Consider the following 23,724-nt stretch of genomic DNA (forward strand, 5'->3'; position numbering starts at 1 on the left):
ATTGGGGCACAGAAATAACTTTCTTACTGTAGCCAGATCGCTGCCAGAAGGACTGGCTCCCAAGGGAGAATTTGAGAGTACGCAGGTCAGGCAGAGAGGGGAAAACCTGCTGCTAATAACCAACCGAAGAATAAAGCAGAGCCGATCGCATAGACCCATGCTTGGTTTAACAGACCTGCAACTAGAGACAAGATTCCCATCAGTGGCGGAAATAGCGGCAACAGCAAAAACATAAATCCCAACTGAGGTAAAAAGTTGAGCGTCAACACGAAGCCACCAATCAAAACGACGCTCTGCCCCAGCCACCAGAGAAAGCGTTTGCCGACCCCAATATTCTCTTGCATGATTCCTGCTGCTAGAAACCAGGGGAAACAGGCGATCGCGATTGGCAACCACACTCTCAGCCGAATTGGAATCAGCCACCACTGAAGCCAAATGAGCTGTGCCAACGCACCAAAAGCAATCCAGAGGATGACAAACAGCAACACTCCCAGCCCAACGGCACGCAGGGTAGGAAGAGGTAGACGCGCCAGCAATCCCAGCCAGGTTAACCCGGCAATCAAAAACCAGACTCCAACCGCTCCACCGACTTGAACTCCCCCTAAATTCTGGAGGTCAAACCACTGACTTAGAAGTACCAAGCCTGCGGTTGCAACCAGTGGTGCAATGATTAAGCCCACCCATCGTCGAATAGGAGCTATTTTTGTGGCTATCAACGGAGGGATGTTCAGGAGGGGCGAGATTGCTGCTAATCCGATTAACCAGCCTAACAGGTGTAGCCCATACCAAGCCATGCGGCGATCGCGATACTGGCTATCATTAGTTCTTCCAAACGTGGCATCCAGCCACCGCAGTGCTGCCTGATGACTACCATCACTAAACAAAATGGTGATGTGTTCAACACCCGGAATGACCACCAGTTCTCGTCCCTGACCTGTTGCCAGGCTCGTGTTCTCTCCCCCCGCCTGTGCCAGCAATCGTTCGGCATTGCTCACAAATCCTCCCTCTCCACTCCCTACCTGTAGTTGCAGATTTTGGGGAGATTGGGGAGTTACATTCGCCCCTGTTGGAGAAACCGCAATGGTTGCCGCAAAGCGATACCTTCGGTCAGCTTCGCTAACGCGCTCACGAATCCCAGCATTCATCACAATGCCGCTACCCATAGAGTGCCCCAACAGTGCCAAGCGACTTGGGTCAACCTGGGGTTGTTCTAAGAGAGCTTGCAAAGCGACATCCAGGTTCTGCTGTAGCTCATAACGCTGTAAGCGAGTCCCATTCGCGCCATGTCCATCAAAATCCCAGAGCATGACCGCATAACCTGCATGAGCCAGGACGTGTCCATAGCCCAACATCAACTGTTTGGAGCCTGCAAACCCATGTGCAACCAACACTCCTGGGATTTCGCTCGCCCCTTGAGGAGCCAGGTAGAGCAGAGGAACTCCCTCTTTTTGGAACGACCGTACCTCCAGTCCAGAGCGGGCGACAGCGATTCCTAACCAGGACAAAACAATCAGCAGAATCGCGAGTAGCAGGAGTCCCAAGCGTTTATAGTTTAATTTCACAGACTTCAGCCCACGTCCAAACACCTCCTACTGGTGTAACGCAAAACAATCTTCAGGATTTGAAAATTTAGCCAACATCTCGAAGTTAGCGATTTATTGTCAGAAATGAAAATCAATTTCTTCTTGGCCATCGCTCCAACACTGCGATCAAACCCGCTTTCCTTGATCAGTGAGGTGAACTGAAGCCGTAAAACTCACTACTCCAGTTCACCCGCGACAGATTGCCAATCTGGAACTGATTGTAACGGCTTCAGGCAAGGATCAACGCTTTCGATCCATTTTCACTCGCTTATTCGGGTCTTGCTTGTAAACCCAGGACAGGAATTTCTGTAGCTGCGGATCTTGCTTCAGCTTCTCCAGCGTGTTCAAGTGCAGTGCCAGATGGGAGTTGTCGTAGAGTGTATGGATTTGGCGGTAGCGGGCGGTGCAGGTATGGAGAAACCGTAGCGGATCGGCAATCCATTGAAGCAGTTGCCCTTGGGGAGGTGTTGTAACAACGGGAGGGAGAGTCTTGATCGGAGCATTAGGCAAGTACAAATATCTTGTGCTTTGTGATTAGAGGGACAAGAAGCGTTTCATCCTCTGTTGTCGTGACGAACGCCTGTCACTTTCATTCGGAGACGATCGGAGGGAGCAACGGTAATACCGCGACGGGTCGGGCGGATGGGTTTGGAGTTGACCAGCGACATCTGGAAATGTGACACCATTTGAAACAGCACGAGTTTCATTTCAAATAGGGCAAACGCAGCACCAATGCAACGACGATCGCCGCCACCAAAGGGTAAATACTCGTAGGGTGAATACTGCCGCTCTAAAAACCGTTCAGGTCGAAATTGCTTCGGTTCTGGATAGACGGACTCCCGATGGTGCGCCAGATAGATGGATGGCATAATCACTGTTCCCGGTTCCAATCCATAGCCTGCAATCTCGATCGGTTGCTTAACGATGCGTGGAAACGCACTGAGCGCAATAGGATACAGTCGCAATGTCTCCTGGCAAATCGCTTGTAGGTAGGGTAAGCGGGCAACTGCCATTGGGTCAGCATCGGTACCCAGCCCCTCAAATTCTGCCAGTAATTTGGTTCTCACATCCGGCAGGGAGACAATCCAGTACAGTGCCCAGGCTAAGGCAGAGGCAGTCGTTTCATGCCCAGCAAACAGTAGGGTAATGAGTTCATCCCGTAACTCCACATCACTCATGGGTTGCCCTTCAGCATCACGGGCTGCCATCAGTAGTGCCAGAATGTCTGTTCGGTCACTGTCAGGTTGATTGCGGCGGTCGCGGATCTCAGCATAGAGCAAATCATCAACCTGCTGCCGTCGTTGCAAAAATTTCCCCCAGGGACTCCATCCCCATTCCTGCTGCAAGAACGGGTAGAACAGGAACATCGCACCCAGGGGTGAGCCAAAACCATCCAGCATCCGGCTCATGGTCTGACGCAATTGTTCATACCGTTGTCCTTCCTTTAGCCCAAACACCGCCCGCAAAATCACTTGAAGGGAAATGGACTGCATGACTGGACGCACTGCGAAGGTTGTGCCAACCCGCCATGAGCGGATGACTTCGGCTGTGATGGATTGAATGACCTGGGCGTAGGAACGCATTCGATCACCATGAAAAGGTGGCATCAAAAGCTGTCGCTGTCGTTGGTGGGCAGTTCCTTCGAGCAGGACGATTCCGTGTTCTCCGATGAGTTCTTTCAGGATTTGGTTACCTCGTCCGGCACCCAGTTGCTCTGGCTTAGCAGTGAAAATCGCTTCTAACGCTTGGGGACTGCTGAAGTAAACCAGAGCAGGTTTTGCATCGGGTTGAGAGACGCGGTAATCATCCCCGTAGGCTTGACGGCGCGCCTCAATTGTTTCAAGCGGTTGAAATAGAAAACGCAACCCCCAAAGGCGACGCTGCCAGATAGAGGTTTTAGGCGGACCATTGAGCGATCGCAGAGAGGTACTGACCATGCGTTCAAGTTCATGAGGACGAGCGAGGGCTGAACGTGCCAACCACATCTTCCAGGTTAAGATCTCACACCGCTCCCTGGGCACTTCCTAATGTTATTGAGTCCGTCAGCTACACCTGATCACTACCCTTTGTTGAATTCTAGTTGCCCGACGTACTCGTATTGCCCATACTGTTGATTGCCGCTAAACAAGCGCACTTCGTAAGTGCCAGTACCCGGTAAAGGACAAGATAACTGAGGCTCTTGGCTGATTTGCTCGGAACATTTTTCAGCTTGCCCACTTCCCTTGACCCCATAACTCGCCATTAACCATCGCTGATTTGGATTTTGAAGCTGGATCACGGCATCGTCTCGAACATCCGTTTGCGATCGCGTTGGTGAGATGAGTTTCAATCCTTGAGCAAAGAAATTAGGGCGCAACATGGGCTGCCGTAGAAAATCTCCGCGAGACATGGGTTGCGGTAAAAGTTGCCAAGCCGGATCGTCAGGAAAGTGGCTAATAATCATGACTTCTGGCGGCGGAAAGAGATAGCTCACGCTATATCGTTTAGTGAAGCCAGATGCATCCACATAACCGCTATTCCAGGTGGCATCAATCAAGTACCAATTTCCTTCAATCTTGGCAGCATTCCAGGCATGACCATTGCCATTGAGATCACTAATCTGACTACGGGAATCCCCGACGACATACACGATTTCTTCCCCGATCGCCTGCCCCAATGCTTCCAGTAGCTTGGCATATCCAGCACAAACTGCTTTCCGGGTGCGAAAGACCGTTTCCGCATCTTGAGGCGGACGAGGCGCTTGTCCAAAGTAGGCAGGTGCATCATAGGCGATGCGATCGGCAACATAATCGTGCAATGCCTTGACCCGTAAAAATGGATCTTTTTCCTGTTGAGCGATGTATTGGGCGACCGATGCAATGCTGGTTTCAACAGAGGGAGGCATCTGAGCAACCACAGGATGGATGCTTGCATCAACCGACCACAAGTTTGTCCGATTAGTTGTAGAGGGAACTGGAGCAGGTTGTGATGCAGGCTGCGGTTGTGGGAAAGTTTGACTGCTTGGGGTTGGCTGCGGAGAGGGTTGAACTTCAGGTTGGGGAGTGGGGCGAATATCTCTGGTGTCGGCGTACTGCGTGTAGGGATTCTGATGAACTGCCAGATACAGCCACTCCAGTCCGTTTGCCAGTTTGAACAACGATCGCCGTACCAGTTCAATTTGGGGTTCCTGCCTGCCATCCAACATCCAGTCGCCCCGTGTTGAAAGGGCTAGAAACGACGTTTGGGGGCGTAGTGCCAGTAGGCAAGCCAGAAAAATGAGGTTGAGTAGCAGGGTTCGCAGGATGATGCGATCGCCCCAGGTCAAAATTTGCGGTTTGAGATTGCGTCGCTTTCTACCCCACAGATCCCAGGCGATCGGGAGCAGGGGAAATAGGAGAATGCCAGAGAGGACGGCTAACCAGGTTGGACCATTCGTATATGCGACCAGGGAGGATGCTAACCACACACCTAGAACAGGTGTCAGGAAGACCAGCAAGGTCAATAATCCTTTCAGCAGCAGAATAGGTAGGTCAAGGAGAAGGAAGCGCATAAGACCTAGAGAATGGTTAGCCTAACTCAAGGATGCCCAATCGGATGAACAGACGTTTAAGTGGTTGAGATAGATAACGAGATTAAACTGGGTGGGGGTAATTTGGGTAAATAAAATCTTTGAGCGATCGCTTCCTGATTGAATTAACCGACATATGAAGCTCACACCACCTTGCGTCAGCAGGTGGAGGGGTCAGTGCTAACCTGAAGATTGCGAGTCCACAGATCAGACAAACAAGCCCAGCTTCTAGGCGAGTGGCGGGAACTTTTGCCCGACCACTCCTCACTGTCCTTACGGCAAGTGAGCCTAAGAATCCCTCTGGCAGCTATATTTTGGGAGCCATTCAGGTCAGCGTTGTAGCGCTTGCCAGGAGGGGAATTTTGCCAGAGCGTAATTTTTTGAGTCACGTTGCACCACTCCAGAACCGTCATAGGCGAGTTTGGACGTATAAGCAGCAATCACATCCAAAGCCTTGCCTCCAACCTCTTGCCACTTCATTTCGGTGAAGCTGCGAATCATCGCTTTAAGCCAACCGTGGAACCGTTGTCGCAAGGTAGAACCCTTTCTGCCTCCGGTTGCCTTCCAGCCCTTCAGATTCTCAAACACAATGGCTTGAGCATTGAACTGTTTGGCAACATCCACGATTCGCTTCGAGACGTGGTGAGCAATGTTCTGGTTGATATGGCGACATTTGCGATAGGTCTTAGAGCAGAAGCCCTTGCACAGTTTTCCGCCCTTACCCATCGTTTTACTTGCTCTGACGGACACCGATTTCAGCCGTTTATCCCTGCGGGCTATGTCTCTTCCGGGATGAATAAATTCACGCCAGATTACAGTACCGTCGAAGGTGACAACTGAAAACGTTGCTGTTGTATTGATTCCCAGGTCAACGGCAACCACGTTTGAATCAGGTTGTCGCTTCATTGGGTGGCACTCGAATGGGACTGAAAGATGGCAATTCCGCTCATTGAAGATGAGCGAAGGCGATAACAGTTTGTTGCTATCAACCTCATGTCGTTCTCTGAGCCATGCAGTTTGTAGCATTGCCCTTTGTACAAAACTGGATAGCATCCAGCATTGGCGTTCAGGGTTGGAGGTTTGGCATCCCGCTTGCTGCGAATGCCTGATTGCCATTCCCGATAGCGGCTGACAAAGCTGCTGACTTGCCCAACTGCAAACGCAATTGCACCTCTGCGGTAGTAGCTGGGGAACTTGTGAAATACCCGGTCAATGGGATATTTCACATCAGGATTTTGAGCAGTTTAATGCACCAACCGCTCAACAGCAGGAATAACCTGCTGACTGCTTAAAATCCCTAATTCCGACGACCAATGGGTAAAGACAATCCCCACCAAATGCCTGCACAAACGGCGATAAACCTTCACCGTTTCGGCAAGCAGCACACGCTGTTCAGCCGTTGGGTTCAGGCTCCATTTGTCAGTGCGAATGATGAGGTTTCGGGTTAGCATAGAGCGATTGTACTAGCATAGTGATTGCTTTGACAATGAAGCTTAAGCCCTACGGTTACTGCTTTGGAGCGCTCAACATTCATATAGTGTTTGTCGCAAATCATTTGCCGAATGGCGGATAGTACGGCTGAACGGCTCAATACTTGGACAACGAATATGTAAGCCTTCCATTGGAGCTAGTTGCTCTTTACTGGATCCGACTGTCCAAACCCCTACTCCAAGCGGATTTACCTCAAAGCTCAACCAATCGGGGTGTTCAGGGTTAGGGTTTGCTGGGGAAGGGTTTCGATCACTTAGTAGCGTTTCTCCCCTAGACCTGCGGATTGGCACACGATTTTCAGGGACAGTCGCCCAAAATCTACATCAGGCACTTAAGAAAGCTGTAAAGACGATTACAGAGATGCCTGCTACATTCCCTACTGTTAAATCTTCATCTCAAAGCGATCGCTCCTTCTCGAATTTCTTCGATCTCACGAAATGCTTCATTCCGCTCGTCTCAGGTAGTAATAGCTTGTCTGCTCTCAAGCAGAATGAGAGGCTGTTCAGGAAGTACTTCGTTTGAGGTATGGAAAAAGGACAATTGATTTATTTTAGGGAATAAGCGCCTGAGCGATTTCGTAATTGTAGAACTTACAGCGGCTTTGAACTAGAGACAACGTATCAAATGCTCTTGTATCTGCTGTTGCTAGTAGAAGCTCAGAAAAACGAGGAAGTAAATGAAAGTTCCCCATCTCCCCTAGTGCTGGAACAGCTTTTACAGCGACTTGGGGATTTTTGTCCTCTATTATTTTTATGAAAGCTGAGATTAAAGCGTCTTGGTCAACACTGTATACAGAGGAACTAACTTGCCAGCCAGTGAAAATAGCGTCTAGTGCAAATGCAGCATTTATACGAATACTAGAGTCTTCACAGTCTAAAGCTCGATATAAAGCAGCAATTGCCGACTCATTTGAACCAAATAGGAATAATCCTGTAGAAATGCTCTGACGAACATCTAAATTTTCATGTTTCAAGGCTTCAGCTAAAGCAGAAACTGCTTCTTCGCCACCAATTTCTCGCAATGACTGGGCAGCAGCAATACGAACACTATAATCAGCGTCTTGTAAGGCTTGAACCAGAACACGTACAGCAGATTCATCGCTAGAATTTTTTAGAGCAGAAGCAGCACTACGGCGAATTGATATTCTTGTGTCCTCTGTTAGTACTCTGCATAAAGCACTAATTGCATCTCCATCTCCAATTTCGCCCAATTTGCGGACAGCGCTTGAGCTAACATTATCATCTTCATGTTCTAGAGCTTCACATAAAGCATGAAAAGCAGTGGAGCCTTCAATATTACTTAGCGCATTAACAGCGTAAAACCGAACAAATGAGTTTTTATTTTCTAAAGCCTCCTTCAAAGCAGAAATTACAGACTCACTCTCAGTTCGACCTAATGCGATAACAGCATGAAGACAGATTAGAGAATCATTAGATTTTGCAGCTTTGATTAAAGCAGAGATTGCAGCCTGGCTTCTAATCAAACCACATGCGTAGAGGGCACTGACGCAAAGCTCAGGATCTTTATCTCTTTGGTTCTGGATTAGAGTAGTGATTTCAGGCTCATTGTCAATTCCTCTTAATGCATAGAGTTGAGCATTCTCACAAACAAGACGATCATCGTCGTGGGAGGCAGCAAAAACTAAAAGGCTAACAGCATCCTCCCTGCTGATTCTTTCTAATGCCCAAATAGCTCTTCTACGAATATAAGTACTTCCGTTTTCTAAAGCTTGACGCAGAATAGGAAGGACAGAATCAAAACCTCGCCGTCCTAAAGCAATAGCACCGTAGCAACGTACCTCCCAGTCTTGGTCATCTAAAATTCTTGTTAGAACCGAGTTTTCAATCTCGCTATCATCAGTACTTATCATTAAAACATTAGCAATTTGTCTACGAAGACGAGAATCTTTATTCTCTAAATTCTGAATCAGCTGAGAAATTTCTGTCTCATTCTCATCTTTTTTCAGTATGGAAGCAGCACAAAAGCGAACGATTGGGTCTTTACTTATTAAGGCATCCTGTAGAGTGAAAATAGATGCCTGACTGCTAATTTGATTTAATGCAGTAGCAGCACCATAGCTGATTTCAGGATTTTCATGTTCTAAAGCACGATATAAGAAGGGAATTGCTCCTTCAAGCGCTTGGCATATAGCAGAGCTTGTAATTTGACTAGCAATATTCTTCAAGACACTAGCAGCATGAATACAAATATCTACATCTTCGTCTTCTAGAGCTGAGCATATTACCGGAATCATAAATTCCCTGCCAACTAGCTTTTCATAAGTTGCCAAGCTCCCCAACTGTAGGAGTGAGTTAATACGGATGTGGTATTCTTTACGCTTTAAACCTTGAAGTAGAACAGGAGATACTAGTTCGCCACCACATTTCTGAGAATAACCTAGTTCCTGAAATATTTTTTTGTATGATGGCAGTTCCAGAGGTGAAAGAAATGCAATTTCATTTACTTCTTCAATGACTTTAAGAGGAGGAATAATAGATTCATTTTCTAACAGCTTACATAAAACTGAAATTCCTGCTGTGCTGCCAACTTTTCCTAACTCAGTAGCAACAATATATCGGATATTAAAATCTTCATTTTCCAACTCTCGATATAAAGCAGAAACCGATGCCTTACTATTCATATGTAGTAAAGTTTTTACAGCATCAGAACAGGCATCAGAATCATCTTTGAGGGATTGAAACAAAAAAGATTCTGTAGCATTGTAAGAAATATCAGAGTTGCTGAGTTTTATAACTTGGAGTAGAATAGAAACCTTAATTTTCTGATTATCGATTGATAGTAAATTGTCAGTAGCTTGAGAGCGAACATCAGGATCTCCGTGTGTTAAAGCTCGAACAAATTCAGAGACTGCCGCTTCATCTTCAATCTCTGCTAGCGGATTAGCGGCAGTGAGACGGGTATTGAAATCTTCATCCTGCAATGCTTCCCTCAAAATGGATAGAGCTTCCTCACTTCCAATCCTTCCTAATGCTTTAGCAGCATTGAAACGAACGTCAGAATCCTCGTCAATCAACGCTTGATGTAGCGGATAAATTGACAACTCGTTGCTAATTTTTCCTAACGCTTCAGTGGCACAGAGGCGAACATTAAGATCCTGAGCTGCAAGATATTCATGTAGATCAGCTAAAGCGTGGATAGAATGTGTTAGACCTAGAAGCTGAATTTTCAGCAGCTTTGGAATAGCTGATTCAGTAATTAGATTAATGGTTTGTGCTTGAAATTTTGGCCGCACTGCTCCTGCCAGTTTTGCCCCTAATGCCAAATCAATTTCTAGTGCTGATTTCACTATGCTCAGTACCTGTGTCTCCTGATCTGCCAATGCCACCATTAGCAAGACAGGTTCTGTCCACTTCAAATAGTTGAGGAAATCTCGCTTCAGGTGTTCATCGCTTGAACCTGGTAAAAGTTGCAGTAAATACTCAGCCGCATAATAGTCTTGAATGAGTTGATGACGAAATTCGATTTGGTCTGTACTGCAATTTTGCAATAGGTGATACTTGAGTAAGTCATCTAGAATATCTCGAACCGGAAATTGCTCATTTGAGAAAATTCTGCTTAATTCTCGTTCCGCTTCATCTCGCTGAATCACAACTCGAAAGTCAACAGGTGTTTCTCCCTGCATCATGACTGATGCTAAGGCTTTCAAAGCTTTGCTCCAAAGTCTGCGATCGCTAAGTGGTCTCACATCTCCTTTCAACAGCGCAACTTCATGCTTACGAATGCTGCTGATTTCATACGAGACTGTAAACGCCCGAAATACTCCTGCTAAGTTAGAAGGCAATTGGTTATCAGAAGTTTGCTGGAAGACCTCGCACAGCATCCACAACAGCAAGGGCGTTTGTCCAAACTCTCGCAATCGATCACGTAATTGCCGCAGCATTTCCTCCGCTTGCTCTGGCACATAGGCTCGAATAAAGGACTGCATTTGCGCTTCGGTAAGCGGTTGCATTTCCAATTTCTTCTCAATCCCCAGATCTCCCCCAAGACTCAAATTGCGTGTGGTGAAGATCATAGGCACTTTGGGATAATTGCGTCGAAAGGCTGAAAGTTGCAATCGCGACTCCTCTGACGGTAACTCATTCACCCCATCGAATAGGATTAGAGATTGTGATAACACCATTTCCAGTTGTTCCTCTGTTAGAGGAAGTCCATGTTGGGCAAACGCATTGAGAATTAATTTTGTGATCGAGCCTCGCCAATAGCGCAGTTCCACCAATACCGGAATTTTCGCTTGATGGAGCGTTGCCTCTTCCAGTAGGAATCTTGCTAACGCTGTGGATTTCCCTGATCCAGGTCGCCCGACTAACAATACATGCTGATCAGCATATTTGCGAATTCCCTCAAGCACGGTAAATCGCTCGACCCGCTCTTGCTGCTGTTCCCGCTCCTCTTTCAGTGTCTGCACCATCAACCCAAAGTCAAAAATTGGCAGTGCATCCTTCGACTGCTGTTGGTTTCCTTCAACATCGGTCAAGGTGTAAAGTTCCCACCACTTTTCATAGGAGGTCGTAATTGCATTTAAATACAGCTGAAAATCAACTTTGGGTTGCTTCGTAACCAAGTCACTCCAGCGGCGGTCATTCTCATGAAACTTTCGCTGAAGTTCTTGCAATTGAGGGAACTGCTCCACAATCGCATAGGTGGGGATAGCTCCACCACCCAAGTCAATGGAACGATCGCGGGTGAATTTCACAATTCCACAAACTTTGCCCGTTCGTTGGTTTAGCAGCGGCGCTCCACTCATGCCTGGTCGCACCTGCCCCAGAGTAAACTTGATTAACGTTGGGGCATCCCCCGTCAACCCTTCACAATTGAACGTCACCGGACAGCCATTGGGAAAGTCTTGATCCGGATAGCCAAATAGATACAGTGGGTCGCGGGAGAAAATCTCTTCACCTAAATATACACAAGGTGGGTTGGCACTAGCTGGCAACGCTACCCGTAACAAAGCTAAATCATAGGGATCAGGGAGCGATTGCTCCGCTACAGCTTCCAGCTCCCTCCTCTGCCATCGAACTTTAACAGCTTGTTCTTTCGCCGCCCGCACCACATGAGCACAAGTAAGAATCAACTCCGGTCCAACAAAGAAGCCTGTGCCCCAACCAATTTGTCCAGGCAGGGAAAGCTTGACTGTACACTGTTGCAGCAGATCCTCTAGCTGACTCATAGCTGACTCCTTTGGTTAGGCTTCCCATTCCAGTGTGATTTCCAGATTAGCTTTGCCCGAACCCTTAACTATGATCGCTGTCAATTGCCCCGATTCAATTGCCAGTTCTACACCGAACTTTACTGTCGCCTTCTTGGGGTTTACTCTTTGAATAGGAGCCGCAATCATCTGCACTACGCCCTCAATTGCCTCTGATATGGGCTGAAACTGTTTCACATCAAACCCAACATCCTCTCGCCCAGTTTGAGCAACTTCGACTTTAACGATTGCTCCATTGGGAAGCTCAACTGGAACAGTTTCACGACGAGAGTCTGCAAATACCATTTATATCTCCTTACTAAATATTGTTTACTCAATACAAGGACAGCTTCTTAGGGATGAAACCGTTTGCAATTTCATAATTGTAGAACTTGCAGCAGTTTTGGATAGTCGTAATTGTGGAGAGGATTTCTACTTCACCTGTGAAACAGATTTGCCAAAGTTGGGAGAGCGAAGCTGGGCTACCAACTTGCCCTAACGCCGCTAAAGCATTCCTACAAACATAATAGTTTTGGTCCCCAAGTGCCTGGAGTAGTCCAGAAACTGCCGTCTCTCCACCAATGTGTCCTAACGCTGTTGCTGCATTTCTGCGGACAACAGCATTATGATGCTTCAATGCCTGGAGTAGTCCAGAAACCGCCGTCTCTCCACCAATGTGTCCTAACGCTGCCGCTGCATTTCTGCAAACAAAGGCGTCTGGATCTTCAAGTGCTTGAAGTAGCCGAGCAACCACACCCTCTCCACCAATGTGTCCTAACGCTGCTGCTGTGTATCTGCGGACATCAACACTTTGGTCTTCAAGTGCCTGGAGCAGCCCAACGATTGCCTCTCTTCCACCAACTTGTCCTAATGATTCGGCTGCATATCTGCGAACCTCAACATTTTGGTTTTTGAGGGCCTGGAGCAACCCTGTAACCGTACCCTCCCCACCAATTTGCCCTAAAGCAGCCGCTGCATTTCTGCGAACAGAAGCGTCTGAGTCTTCAAGTGCCTGGAGCAACCCTGTAACCGCACCCTCCCCACCAATTTGCCCTAAAGCAGCCGCTGCATTTCTGCGAACAGAAGCGTCTGAGTCTTCAAGTGCCTGGAGCAACCCTGTAACCGCACCCTCCCCACCAATTTGCCCTAAAGCAGCCGCTGCATTTCTGCGAACAGAAGCGTCTGAGTCTTCAAGTGCCTGGAGCAACCCTGTAACCGCACCCTCCCCACCAATTTGCCCTAAAGCAGCCGCTGCATTTCTGCGAACAGAAGCGTCTGAGTCTTCAAGTGCCTGGAGCAACCCTGTAACCGCACCCTCCCCACCAATTTGCCCTAAAGCAGCCGCTGCATTTCTACGAACAAATGTATCTAAATCCTTCAGTGCCTGGAGCAATCCTACAACTGCTCCCTCTCCGCCAATTTTCTCCAACGCTACCATTGCATTTTTTCGAACATCAGCGTCCTGGTCTTCAAGTGTTTGGAGTAAACCAGCGACTGCCTCCTCCTCACCAATTTGCCCTAAGGCTGCCGCCGCATTTCTCCGAGTATCGGCATCTTGATGCTTCAGATACTGAAGCAATTCAGCAACTACATCCTCCCCACCAATTTGCCCTAAAGCAGCCGCTGCATTTCTGCGAACAGAAGCGTCTGAGTCTTCAAGTGCCTGGAACAGTGCTGAGGCTGCGTGTTCTCCGCCAATTTTTCCTAATGCTGTTGCTGCATTTCTCCGAACATCAGCGTTTTGATGTCTCAGTATCTGGAGTAGCCCAGTAACTGCACGCTCTCCACCAATTTGCCCTAGCGCTGCCGCTGCATTTCTCCGAACATCAGCGTCCTGGTCTTCAAGTGTTTGGAGTAGCCCAGTAACTGCATGCTCTCCACCAATTTGCCCTAGCGCTGCCGCTGCATTTCTCCGAACATCAGCGTCCTGGTCTTCAAGTGTTTGGAGTAGCCCAGTAACTGCACGCTCTCCACCAATTTGCCCTAGCGCTGCCGCTGCATTCCTCCGAACATCAGCGTCCTGGTCTTTAAGTGTTTGGAGTAACCCAATGATTGCCTCCTCTCCACCAATTTTCCCTAACGCTGTCACTGCATATCTGCGAACATCAACGTCTTGATCTTCAAGTGCTTGAAGCAGTCTAGTAACTATAATCCTTTCATCAATCTGTCTTAATGCTGTCGCTGCATATCTACGAATAGAAGTATCCTGGGCTTCAAGTGCCTGAGCCAGTTCAGCAACTGCAACCTTAGAGTGAGTTGCAGATAAAAACAGAACTTTGAGAGGTTGTGGCACTGTTAATTTAACAATCCAACTTATTGCCTCCTCCTGAAATTGGGGCTGCACTTTCCCTGCTAATCTTGCCCCCAACATTGGATCCACATCAACAGCTGCCCTCACAACACGTAGTATCTGTGTTTCGTCATCTAGAAGCGTCAGCATTAGCGCCAAAGGTTCTGTCCACTTCAGGTAGTTAAGATAGTCGCGCTTTAGGTGTTTATCGTTAATATGCGGTAATTGACGCAGCAAATACTCTGCCGCGTAATATTCCTGAATTAGTTGGTGTCGAAACTCGATTTTGTTTTCAGTGGTTTGAATTAAGTGATACCTTAGCAGGTCATCTAGAGCCTTTCTCGCTGCACCTTCAGGTTGAGCTTCCCTGGGCTTCAGATATTCAATAAAAAGCTGGTGTGCTTCAGCTTTTGAGATAGTTACCCGGAGTTCAACACTAGGAGTGGGGGGACTATGATTAATCTCCAATATAGAGGGAGGTTGGCTGTGCATCATGGCAAATGCCAACGTTTGCAGAAGTTCTGCCCACCAACGTCGGTCGCTTTCTGGGGTAATGCTACCCTTCAGATGGCGCTCATAGCTCTGAGTAAAGGCGCGAAACACCCCGCCCAAATTAGTGGGAATTTGTCCGGTTTGCTTGAAAAAACTACATAGCATCCATAGCAGTAGAGGCGTTTGCCCAAACTCTCGCAATGGACTTCCTAACTGTCGTGTCATTGACTCTGTATGTTCAGCCAGATAGCTTCGCACAAAAGCTTCCACTTGTGTTGCTGTTAGCGGTTGCATCTCCAACTTCTTTGCAATGCCAAGATCGCCTGCCAGTTCCAAATCTCGCGTTGTAAAGATCATTGGACTCAGAGGGTGATCCTGGCGAAACTTCATCAAGTCATTCCGTGCCACTTCCGACGGCAACTCATTTAGCCCATCAATTAGCAACATCAATCGCTGTTCAACCAGCAAAGTTTCCAGTTGATCGGAATTCAACAGTAACCCATGCCTTTTAAAGAACAAACGCATCAAATCTAGAATTGAGGTTTGGTAATACCTCAACTCCACCAATACTGGAATTTTTGCAGATGGATCTGCTAAAGCCTTTGTTGTTTCTTCTATTAAGAATCGAAATAGCGTGGTTGATTTACCAGATCCAGGTCTCCCTATTAGCAAAAGGTGTTCTGCTGCATACTTGCGAATACCTTCCAGAACTGGTAACCGTTCTATTTTGTCTAACCGTTCTAGGTTTTGACTATCCTCTGATTCCTTGGGTTGCATCAACTGCACTATTAATCCAAAATCTAGTGTTGAAGACGCTTGTGGCTCCTGAAATTTTCGGATAGCATCCGTTGACGTATAAGTAGAAAAATGATGCTGATATTCTGCACTTAGTGACTGCAAATATGGCTGAAAATCAATAACTGCTTTCACATCAGCACCTTCCCCCTTCTGTGTTTCCAGCAGCGGTCTACGAAAGATAACTTTAACAGTATTATCTGTTGCCTTAATAATGGGTGGTGGCAGGTGAGCCTTATGGGTGGCTTCGTGCATTCGGCTAATACCACTTGCATTCAGTTCCACACGCTGCATTATGAGGAAAATTTTAGCGATGATATAATTACGCCTGAGGGGATCTATGTTCTCTGGATTATCATTTAGATCCTTCTCAGAGAGTCCATTCATCAAACTGCCATAGCTCGTAATCTCAATACGATCTGAATAAACTTCAAGACGTGTTGGTTGATCCTTCAAATGGGCTTTCTCATAATCTCTATGTACTAGCGCATTAGCTAAAGCTTCTCGCAGAGCAATCTCTGGAATTTCCAAATCATCGCGCTCATCGGTTCCCACGCGTCCAGTGCGACGGAGTATTGCAGCGTTACGAAAAAAATTCATCCCAATTTCGAAAAGATTTAGCAGATTATCTGTTACTGTCTTGGGGCTAGCAGTTGATGAGGCACGTTTTTTATCACTGTAAGCCACCATATGTAGGCTACAAGATGCAAATTTATTCACCAGTAATTCTCTGCCTGCAAAACACAAAAAAGCACCAAGTGTAGGTTTTTCATTTTGTATAATCCCTAAAGTTTGAAGATGCTCTTGTTGATCTGCAAGTAATAATCCTGCATTATTTAGTTCTTCTTTTGCTAATGGCTGATCAAGAAATATAGCTATTAGCTTTTTATCTAAATCCTTAAAGGAATGATGCTGAGCCAGACGACGGTCATAGGTTAAATGGTTCTGGTTGCTTAGAAAGTCTGAACTATTAAGGGGAGATGTGAATGTCTGGGTCTCTTCATTAGTGCGTTCCTTTAATATGCTTTTGTTTCTAGTAATCCAAATACCAGACTCTGCCTTTTCAATATTGTATTCTGGACGCTGACGAAAAGCAGAGTAAGCAGGCTCCTTGTCCAGCTTCTCTCGGATATAGATAACAATATCCTCAACTGTAATTAGATTATTATTGGTTTGTCTTCCCCCCAAACCAGTTTCAATTCCTTCACAGAAAAGCTTGGTGAAAACACTAGCCGAGCCATCATGTAACTCTTGGCTAACTTGTATGGCGCGAGAGGAAGCGATTACTGCAATTCCCTTAGGAATTTGCATACTTTCTAAATCAATAGTATCTATACCTTTATTGCCAAAAATTCCTCCGCTTCGGCAAGCATCAACGATCAAAATAGCTCGGCTTACACCTTGTGCCTCAAGCTCATTGAGAAGATTCTTAAATGGATATAAATCTCGCTCCCCAAATTTCAAGCAGTATTGCTCTCGTTTGAATTCACCATGACCAGAGAAGTAAAATACAAGCTGATCTTTAGGTTGCCAGCTATTCAGTATTGGAAATAATTCTTCCTCAAATTCATGGCGGCTTTTGCAATCTATAATTGGTCTATACCCTTTGCTAACACATCCTCCCAGTTCAGGATCTGTAAGTAAAGAGTAGATACGCGTAGCATCACGGCTGCCTGCTTGCAGTTCTTCTCCAGCTAAAGCACTACAGATAAAAGGGATTCTTCTAGCTCCAACTTCTGCCAAAGACATAGCTCACTGACGTAACACTTGAACTTGAATTGCTTCTTCACCTGCTTTGAATCTAGCTAGTTCCGATTCAACTTGCTCTGGTTTCAAGTTTTCTAACGTAAAAGTTTTATTACCGATAACAATGGAAACCGAATATTTGACCTGTTCAGCTTTCTGCTTAGATTCCCAATAAGAAAGAACAGAAACAAGCGTACTAATAGCAGAAAGCGCTAACCCAACAACGGTTAGGGCTATAACTAGTCCTCCATCCTTTACTCCGCCTTCAACTGATTGACGCTCCTGCTCAACTAAAGCATCGCATTCCTGCTCAAGCAGGATCGCTAAGTCTGACAATGCATAAGAATCTTCCTCGTCTACATTGCCTACTAATTTAATTTCAGCTTTCATTGCGAATTCTCCCTCACAAAATATAAATGACTAAGCATTTGTATGAAAACCTCACCCCTACTCAGCTACTATGCCTTGCGCTCTTGTAAAAAAATCTTCTAATTCGTATCAGTAGTCTAACCTGGTGACCAGTTTCATTCCAAACTTCATAGTTGCCTTCTTGGGTTTTACCTTGTGAATTGGTAGGGCGATCATCATGCAGTGCTCTCGATTGCTTCTTCTACAGACTGAAATTGCTTTGTGCCAAAACTCACATCTTCTCGTCTGGTCCTCTCACCTCAACCTTGACGATCGCAACAGCTGCTTGAATTTTGACCAACATAACTTAGTCAGTGAAAGGTAGGAGGAGAAAAGTGGCAGAAATGCAATCTTTGCTCTCACTGCCTCAATTGCCTCTCGCACGCCTAAAGCAAGGTGAACGGATCAGTTATCTGTCAGGATGATCCGTCCAATAGAGATGTAGCTTGGGTAATACCTATGCAAAAACTGAATACAGTCCTTATCCTTTACACCTTTACCCTGTTCAAGTCTGTATGCAGGTGTATCGCGCAACTGTTAACTCCCGCAGACCTTGCAGCTAACTGGTTTAAGCTGTGTATGTCTACGGGGAATACTATGGTCATAGACTTCTTCAACACTCCTTATGGCGACGCTTATTCCTGCCTTTAATAGTTGCTCTCAACGCATGACCTCTGGTGAGCGGCGATTTGCTCAAAGGTTAGAGGATAAGCTAGAGGACGATTATTTACTTTGGTATAACGTACCGATCAGGTGCAAGCGTCTTCACCCCGACTTCATTGTGCTGCATCCTCTACGGGGCATCTTTGTCCTGGAGGTTAAAGACTGGAAAATCAGTACGATCGCCCGGATCAACCCAGAGACAGCAACCCTGTTAACTGCTGATGGAAAAAAGGAGGAGAAAAATCCTCTGAAGCAGGCGAGAGACTATGCGTTAGCTGTAAAGCAATTGTTGGAGTGCGATCGCCTGTTAGTCCAGATTGAAGGACGGTATAAGGGTAAGCTCGCCTTCCCCGTCAACTATGGGGTTGTTTGTACCAATATCACCCGCAAGCAGTTTGAGGCTGAAGAGGGCCTACAGGCTGTTTTTGAGCCAAATTTGGTGATTTGCCAGGATGAGATGTACGAGCAGGTTGATGCTTATGAGTTTCAGCAACGGCTCTGGAATCTTAGCACATATGAGTTCGGTGAACCACTTACCCTGACCCAAGTTGATCGCATTCGCTGGCACCTGTTTCCAGAAGTCCGAATTGGCGATTACCCCGTAGGGGAAACTGCTTCACATCGCCTCCATTCCATCTCGGTAGAGGAGCTAAGTTCAGAAGGGCAAGATATTCAAATTCCCGATCTTCTCCATGTGATGGACATTCAGCAGGAGCAACTTGCTCGGAGTCTAGGAGATGGGCATCGAGTGGTTCATGGGGTGGCAGGATCTGGAAAAACATTGATTCTGGTGTATCGGTGCCTTCATCTGGTTGAGCAGAGCAGCAAACCTATCCTGGTTTTATGCTTCAACGTCTCCCTGGCTGCCAAACTGCGACAGATGCTTCATGAGAAGGGAATTGGCAATCGGGTTACCGTTCGGCATTTTCATGGCTGGATCACTGAACAACTTAGGTTTTACCGAGTTCCTAAACCAAGTACCAATGAATTTCGAGGGGCAGCTTACGTTGAGGAATTAGTACAACGGGCAATCCGGGCTGTAGAGGCAAACATCATCCCGGCTGCTAGATATGGAGCAGTGATGATTGATGAAGGGCACGACTTTCGCCCTGAATGGTTGAAGTTGGCGGCACAAATGGTAGACCCTCAAACCAACTCACTGCTACTACTGTACGATGATGCTCAAAGCATTTATGAGCAACAACAAAAGCGAAAGTTTACCTTCAAAAGTTTGGGTATCCAGGCACAAGGCAGAACGACGGTACTTAAGATTAACTACCGCAATACCCATGAGATTTTGACCCTAGCCTATGAATTTGCCAAGGAAGTTCTGACACCTGCGCTGGAACCGGAGGAAGATACTCCACCGTTGGTTCATCCTCAGGGTGCAGGGCGGCGTGGTTCCGCTCCCCAACTGATTAAACTACCCAGCTTTCAACGAGAAACCGAGTACTTGTTGGAGCAGGTGCAGCAGTTTCACGAAAAGGGTACGCCCTGGAACGAGATGGCGATCGTGTATCGGGCATTAACACCTATCTAGAGCGACGACGAACTGGGCAAAGTTATGTGCAAAAAGCAACGCAACGAGAAATACTGACAGACGAAAGTCCTTTATTCCTTTCCTACGATTTCCGCAGCCCAGGGCAAAGACTGGGTTACCAAGGAATTTACTACTTCACAAAAGTTAAACTTAGCGAAGCTACAGGTATTACAGATCTCACCCCGCACCGCTTTCGTCACACCTATGCAACGGAGTTGGTTGAGTTAGGGATTGATACCTTCCTTGCTAGAAGCCTGACAGGACATAAATCAGAGCGGGTATTTGAACGATATGTAAAAGGCAGACGAATGGCGGCAGCGGAAGAAGCTTTTTTTCGGGCATTTGGGGAATAATTCTTGCGGTGTTTGCTCATAGTTTGTGTAGTAGGAGATATGGAGTTGAAGCTATAGGAAGGGAGTATCCCTTGACATCTTCCATCCCTCCTGCTGAAGAAAGTCCATTACATAATTACTGCCCCAAAACCTTGTGCAGAATGTGTTTCAAATATTGGTCAACCGAGTTGCACAAAAATGCCTACGAAGAGCACTATGAATCGAAGAAAATTGGTGGACCGTTATTACTGTGGGTGATTGACTGCAACGAAACAACAGGAGTTGTAGCACTTCAAGTTGGTAAACCGAGTTGCAAAATCCCACCTGGTTCTTGGCCTCCGGAATTGTGCAGCAGAATATCAGCATTGGCAGACGGGTTCTCTGGTGGTTGGGGCAGAGCTGTGTTCTCATTGGAGGTTTTGTGTTGACCCTATACTTCTTGCCTCAACTGGGATTTATGTTCCTACTTCTACCGCTCTTTCCATTGTTGATGGGGATTCTATCTCTGGTTGCAGGGTTACTGAACCAAGCCTGGGTGTATGCGATCGGTTCTAGCCTTTTGTTCGCTTGGCTGCTGGCCGCCGGTTTTCCATTATCGGCTTGATTGGGTTGCCCCCTTTGCTGATAGCGGTTCATTAAGAGGGTGTGGCGCTGTGCGCCACACCCTCTTAGGAGATTTCCAGCAATGAAATTACCCCCCAGGATGTTGGTGTTTTGGCCGCGAAGCGGCCAAAACACCAACATCCTGGGTAAATTCTTATGCAGAAACGTCCTTAGATGGCTGTAGTTAAGCTGTTAACTCAGACAAGCCGCCAAGTCTGTTTCTGGTGTTGTGATGAGTTTGAGATTGTAGGTTTCGGAGAGTAACTTCACCACGTTGGGAGAGAGAAAGGCTGGCAAGGTAGGGCCAATGCGAATGTTTTGAATGCCCAGGGAAAGAAGCGTGAGAAGAACGGCGATCGCCTTCTGCTCATACCAGGACAGCACCATTGATAGCGGCAGTTGATTCACATCAACCTCAAACGCTTTAGCCAGGGCTACTGCAATCTGAATGGCGGAATAGGCATCGTTGCACTGACCGACATCCAATAAGCGGGGAATACCGCCAATGGTTCCCAGGTCATGGTCAAAGAAGCGGAATTTGCCACAGCCCAAAGTCAGCACCACACAATCCTGAGGCATGGAGTCTACCAAGTCGGTGTAGTAGTTACGACCCGACTTCGCACCATCACACCCGCCCACCAGGAAGAAGTGGCGAATTTGGCCTTGCTTCACGGCATCAATGACCGTATCTGCGACTCCCAATACAGCATTGTGGGCAAATCCGGTCGTAACGGTACCGCGCTCACTTGCGGCTTCAAATCCCGGTAATTCCTGAGCTTTTTGAAGAATGAGTGAAATATCGTGCAGATTGATGTGCTGCAAACCGGGGAATCCAACCGGGCCAAGGGTGAAAACCCGATCTTTATAGGAATCACGGGGTGGCATGAGGCAGTTGGTCGTCATCACGATCGCCCCGGGGAAGGCTTCAAACTCCTGAGTTTGGTTTTGCCATGCCGTGCCGTAATGGCCATAGAGATGAGGATAGGTTTGCTTCAGTTTCGGATAACCATGAGCGGGCAACAGTTCTCCGTGGGTATAGACGGTAATTCCAGTACCAGCCGTCTGTTCTAGAATCGCCCGCAGGTGGAGCAGGTCATGACCAGAGACAAGGATTGCTTTACCGGCTAAATTGCCCAGGGGAACAGGGGTAGGAACGGGATGGCCAAAGGTTTCCGTGTTACCTGCATCCAGCAGTTCCATCGCTTTCAGGTTCATTTTTCCAACCTGAAGCGCAAGCTGAACCCACTGCTCCAACGTCATAGTGTTGGTATCAAGATTAGCTAAGACTTCATGGAAGAAGGTATAAAGATCTTCATCCGACTGGTTTAACTCAGCAGCATGGAATGCATAGGCAGCAACACCTTTCAAGCCATACAATACTGTCAAGCGCAGCGAGAAAATATCAACATCCTGGCTGGATTGACTGATAAATTCGATCTCCAGGTCACGTCCTTGTTGAATACGCTGTTGTAGATTGCTGGCGGGCTTAAACTGGGCAATCGGTGTCTCTACCCGCTTATGCCCTGCCGCCTGAATTTGTTGCTGAAGCCCTTCCCGAAGCGCGATCGCCCGGTTGATAAATGCCGAGAAGTCTTCTGGAACAAAATTCACATTAGTCAGTGTTGCAAATAGCATTTCACAGGTAAACTCATTCACTTCCCGGCTGTTAATGTCCAGGAACCGGGCTTGCAACGCCACCTGTGATAGCCCACGCAAACAATGCACGAGCAGGTCTTGTAGTGCATCGACGTCTGGGTTCTTACCACAGGCTCCCCACTGCTGACACACATCACCACGGGTTGTTTGCTCACATTGATTGCAGAACATAAAATCTCAACTCCAATCCTTCATGCTCTTAGCCTATGAGCGATCGCCAGAGGATTCTTTGACCTAAGTCAAAAGCAATGAAAAGGTTTGTAAACATGGCAACCTTCAGATTTGGAAACCCACTTTTGTGAGTGAGGTGGGCTTAGCCCACCTCACTCACAAAAGTGGGATATACCCCAGCAGAACTGCGTCAGTTTGGGAGTTGATAAATTAGGGTAAGTAGGAACGGAAGCACTTATGGCGATTAGTGAGCGTATAGCAGATATTCAACGCTTTCTCAGACAAACACCCATTTTTCAGACCGCTTCAGATGAGCATGTTGCTGCCCTGGCCGTGATTGCCATCCCACAAACCTATCGACGGGGTGAAACTCTATTTCTGGAGGGTGATGAGGGAACAGGCTTCTTTATTGTCAAGTCTGGCAGAGTCAAGGTGTTCAAAGTAGGGAAGGATGGCAAAGAGCAAATCCTGCATATTTTTGGGCCTGAGGAATACTTTGCAGAGGTGCCAGCTTTTGATGGAGGGCAGTTTCCAGCCTCGGCTGCAGCGCTTGAATCTGTAGAAGTCCTATTTATCCCACGGGCAACGTTTTTGATTGTGCTGGAGCAACATCCCACTCTGGCGATCGCCATGCTCAGCACCTTTGCTCGCCATCTACGGCGGTTAGCCCATCTGGTAGACTCCCTTTCTTTTAAGGATGTACCGCAACGATTAGCGAATTATTTGTTGAATTTAAGCGATCGCGACAGCCAATCTGACATTGTTGAATTGGATTTACCGAAAGGGCAACTGGCGGCCCTCCTGGGCACCATCCCCGAGACATTGTCGCGCACCTTTTACAAATTGAGCCAGGAAGGCGTAATTGAAATAACCGGGACAACAATTCGGTTGTGCAATCGCGATCGCCTTCGTGAGTTAGGCCACCGTGATTAGGCCGTGTTTTATCGCGCTACGCACTTAGAACCAGAGTTAGGAGATTTCCAGTAATGAAATTACCCCCAGAATGTTGGTGCTTTGCCCGCTTCGCGGGCAAAGCACCAACATTCTGGGTAAATTCTTATGCAGAAACCTCCTTAATGCTTGAAGAGCTGCGATCCTCGCAGCTCTTCAAGCATTAACCAATAAAAGTTATTTTTTCGTGTGCTTCTCGCACGAAAAAACAACCCTTCCTATGAGCTTTAAAGCACGCTCTAAAGGAATT

14 protein-coding genes and 1 pseudogene are annotated in these 23,724 nt (G+C 47.1%); 5 read left to right on the forward strand and 10 right to left on the reverse strand.

What is annotated here, in order from left to right; all coding sequences use genetic code 11:
• Positions 1–86 precede the first annotated feature (86 nt).
• From NDI52_RS17980 to NDI52_RS18020, 9 genes and pseudogenes are all read right to left on the reverse strand, one after another.
• A complete protein-coding gene (locus NDI52_RS17980; protein ID WP_313954859.1) occupies positions 87–1,562 on the reverse strand; it encodes an alpha/beta fold hydrolase in 1,476 nt (491 codons plus the stop codon).
• A gap of 261 nt (positions 1,563–1,823) precedes the next feature.
• The gene (locus tag NDI52_RS17985; protein WP_191132172.1) at positions 1,824–2,093 is read right to left on the reverse strand and encodes a hypothetical protein; all 270 of its coding nucleotides are present in this window, start codon (positions 2,091–2,093) and stop codon (positions 1,824–1,826) included.
• A 44-nt stretch (positions 2,094–2,137) separates the two neighbouring features.
• Positions 2,138–3,520 (reverse strand): cytochrome P450, encoded by a 1,383-nt coding sequence (locus tag NDI52_RS17990; protein WP_191132171.1) that lies wholly within the window; start codon positions 3,518–3,520, stop codon positions 2,138–2,140.
• 122 nt (positions 3,521–3,642) lie between these two features.
• Positions 3,643–5,112: a transglutaminase domain-containing protein gene (locus NDI52_RS17995; RefSeq protein WP_191132170.1), complete on the reverse strand. Its 1,470-nt coding sequence runs from the start codon at positions 5,110–5,112 to the stop codon at positions 3,643–3,645.
• A 176-nt stretch (positions 5,113–5,288) separates the two neighbouring features.
• A pseudogene (locus tag NDI52_RS18000) lies at positions 5,289–6,581 on the reverse strand (transposase).
• Positions 6,582–7,171: 590 nt separating this feature from the next.
• Complete coding sequence (locus tag NDI52_RS18005) at positions 7,172–11,809, reverse strand: HEAT repeat domain-containing protein (RefSeq protein ID WP_348256483.1); 4,638 nt, start codon at positions 11,807–11,809, stop codon at positions 7,172–7,174.
• A 15-nt stretch (positions 11,810–11,824) separates the two neighbouring features.
• Positions 11,825–12,133 (reverse strand): CU044_2847 family protein, encoded by a 309-nt coding sequence (locus NDI52_RS18010; protein ID WP_191132276.1) that lies wholly within the window; start codon positions 12,131–12,133, stop codon positions 11,825–11,827.
• A gap of 28 nt (positions 12,134–12,161) precedes the next feature.
• Positions 12,162–17,153 carry a HEAT repeat domain-containing protein gene (locus NDI52_RS18015; RefSeq protein ID WP_348256484.1) on the reverse strand — a complete coding sequence of 1,664 codons (4,992 nt, stop codon included), beginning with the start codon at positions 17,151–17,153 and terminating at the stop codon, positions 12,162–12,164.
• 3 nt (positions 17,154–17,156) lie between these two features.
• Positions 17,157–17,540: a hypothetical protein gene (locus tag NDI52_RS18020; protein ID WP_191132278.1), complete on the reverse strand. Its 384-nt coding sequence runs from the start codon at positions 17,538–17,540 to the stop codon at positions 17,157–17,159.
• A 643-nt stretch (positions 17,541–18,183) separates the two neighbouring features.
• Between NDI52_RS18020 and NDI52_RS18025 the strand changes: the two genes are divergently transcribed.
• From NDI52_RS18025 to NDI52_RS18035, 3 genes are all read left to right on the forward strand, one after another.
• Positions 18,184–19,761: an NERD domain-containing protein gene (locus NDI52_RS18025; RefSeq protein ID WP_348256485.1), complete on the forward strand. Its 1,578-nt coding sequence runs from the start codon at positions 18,184–18,186 to the stop codon at positions 19,759–19,761.
• Positions 19,762–19,787: 26 nt separating this feature from the next.
• Positions 19,788–20,114 (forward strand): tyrosine-type recombinase/integrase, encoded by a 327-nt coding sequence (locus NDI52_RS18030; RefSeq protein WP_191132280.1) that lies wholly within the window; start codon positions 19,788–19,790, stop codon positions 20,112–20,114.
• Between the two features lie 289 nt (positions 20,115–20,403).
• The gene (locus tag NDI52_RS18035; RefSeq protein WP_348256486.1) at positions 20,404–20,697 is read left to right on the forward strand and encodes a hypothetical protein; all 294 of its coding nucleotides are present in this window, start codon (positions 20,404–20,406) and stop codon (positions 20,695–20,697) included.
• A gap of 191 nt (positions 20,698–20,888) precedes the next feature.
• Here NDI52_RS18035 and hcp read toward each other — a convergent pair whose 3' ends face one another.
• Positions 20,889–22,523 carry a hydroxylamine reductase gene (gene hcp / locus NDI52_RS18040; RefSeq protein ID WP_190773852.1) on the reverse strand — a complete coding sequence of 545 codons (1,635 nt, stop codon included), beginning with the start codon at positions 22,521–22,523 and terminating at the stop codon, positions 20,889–20,891.
• A 237-nt stretch (positions 22,524–22,760) separates the two neighbouring features.
• Between hcp and NDI52_RS18045 the strand changes: the two genes are divergently transcribed.
• Together NDI52_RS18045 and NDI52_RS18050 are read left to right on the forward strand one after the other, a co-directional pair.
• Entirely contained in the window at positions 22,761–23,456 is a 696-nt protein-coding gene (locus tag NDI52_RS18045; protein ID WP_190789177.1) for a Crp/Fnr family transcriptional regulator, read from the forward strand.
• A gap of 53 nt (positions 23,457–23,509) precedes the next feature.
• Complete coding sequence (locus NDI52_RS18050) at positions 23,510–23,641, forward strand: hypothetical protein (protein ID WP_348256487.1); 132 nt, start codon at positions 23,510–23,512, stop codon at positions 23,639–23,641.
• The last annotated feature ends 83 nt before the right edge of the window (positions 23,642–23,724 follow it).

Origin of the sequence: Leptolyngbya sp. PL-A3, assembly GCF_039962325.1 — a bacterium.
In the GTDB taxonomy this organism is placed as follows: Bacteria; Cyanobacteriota; Cyanobacteriia; order Elainellales; family Elainellaceae; genus Vacuolonema.

Bases quoted from the DNA above. Each gene is read 5' to 3' on its own strand.
- NDI52_RS17990 (WP_191132171.1), bottom strand. From the start codon at position 3,520: ATGGTCAGTACCTCTCTGCGATCGCTCAATGGTCCGCCTAAAACCTCT.
- NDI52_RS17995 (WP_191132170.1), bottom strand. From the start codon at position 5,112: ATGCGCTTCCTTCTCCTTGACCTACCTATTCTGCTGCTGAAAGGATTA.
- NDI52_RS18005 (WP_348256483.1), bottom strand. From the start codon at position 11,809: ATGAGTCAGCTAGAGGATCTGCTGCAACAGTGTACAGTCAAGCTTTCC.
- NDI52_RS18010 (WP_191132276.1), bottom strand. From the start codon at position 12,133: ATGGTATTTGCAGACTCTCGTCGTGAAACTGTTCCAGTTGAGCTTCCC.
- NDI52_RS18015 (WP_348256484.1), bottom strand. From the start codon at position 17,153: ATGTCTTTGGCAGAAGTTGGAGCTAGAAGAATCCCTTTTATCTGTAGT.
- NDI52_RS18020 (WP_191132278.1), bottom strand. From the start codon at position 17,540: ATGAAAGCTGAAATTAAATTAGTAGGCAATGTAGACGAGGAAGATTCT.
- NDI52_RS18025 (WP_348256485.1), top strand. From the start codon at position 18,184: ATGGCGACGCTTATTCCTGCCTTTAATAGTTGCTCTCAACGCATGACC.
- hcp (WP_190773852.1), bottom strand. From the start codon at position 22,523: ATGTTCTGCAATCAATGTGAGCAAACAACCCGTGGTGATGTGTGTCAG.
- NDI52_RS18045 (WP_190789177.1), top strand. From the start codon at position 22,761: ATGGCGATTAGTGAGCGTATAGCAGATATTCAACGCTTTCTCAGACAA.
- NDI52_RS18050 (WP_348256487.1), top strand. From the start codon at position 23,510: ATGAAATTACCCCCAGAATGTTGGTGCTTTGCCCGCTTCGCGGGCAAA.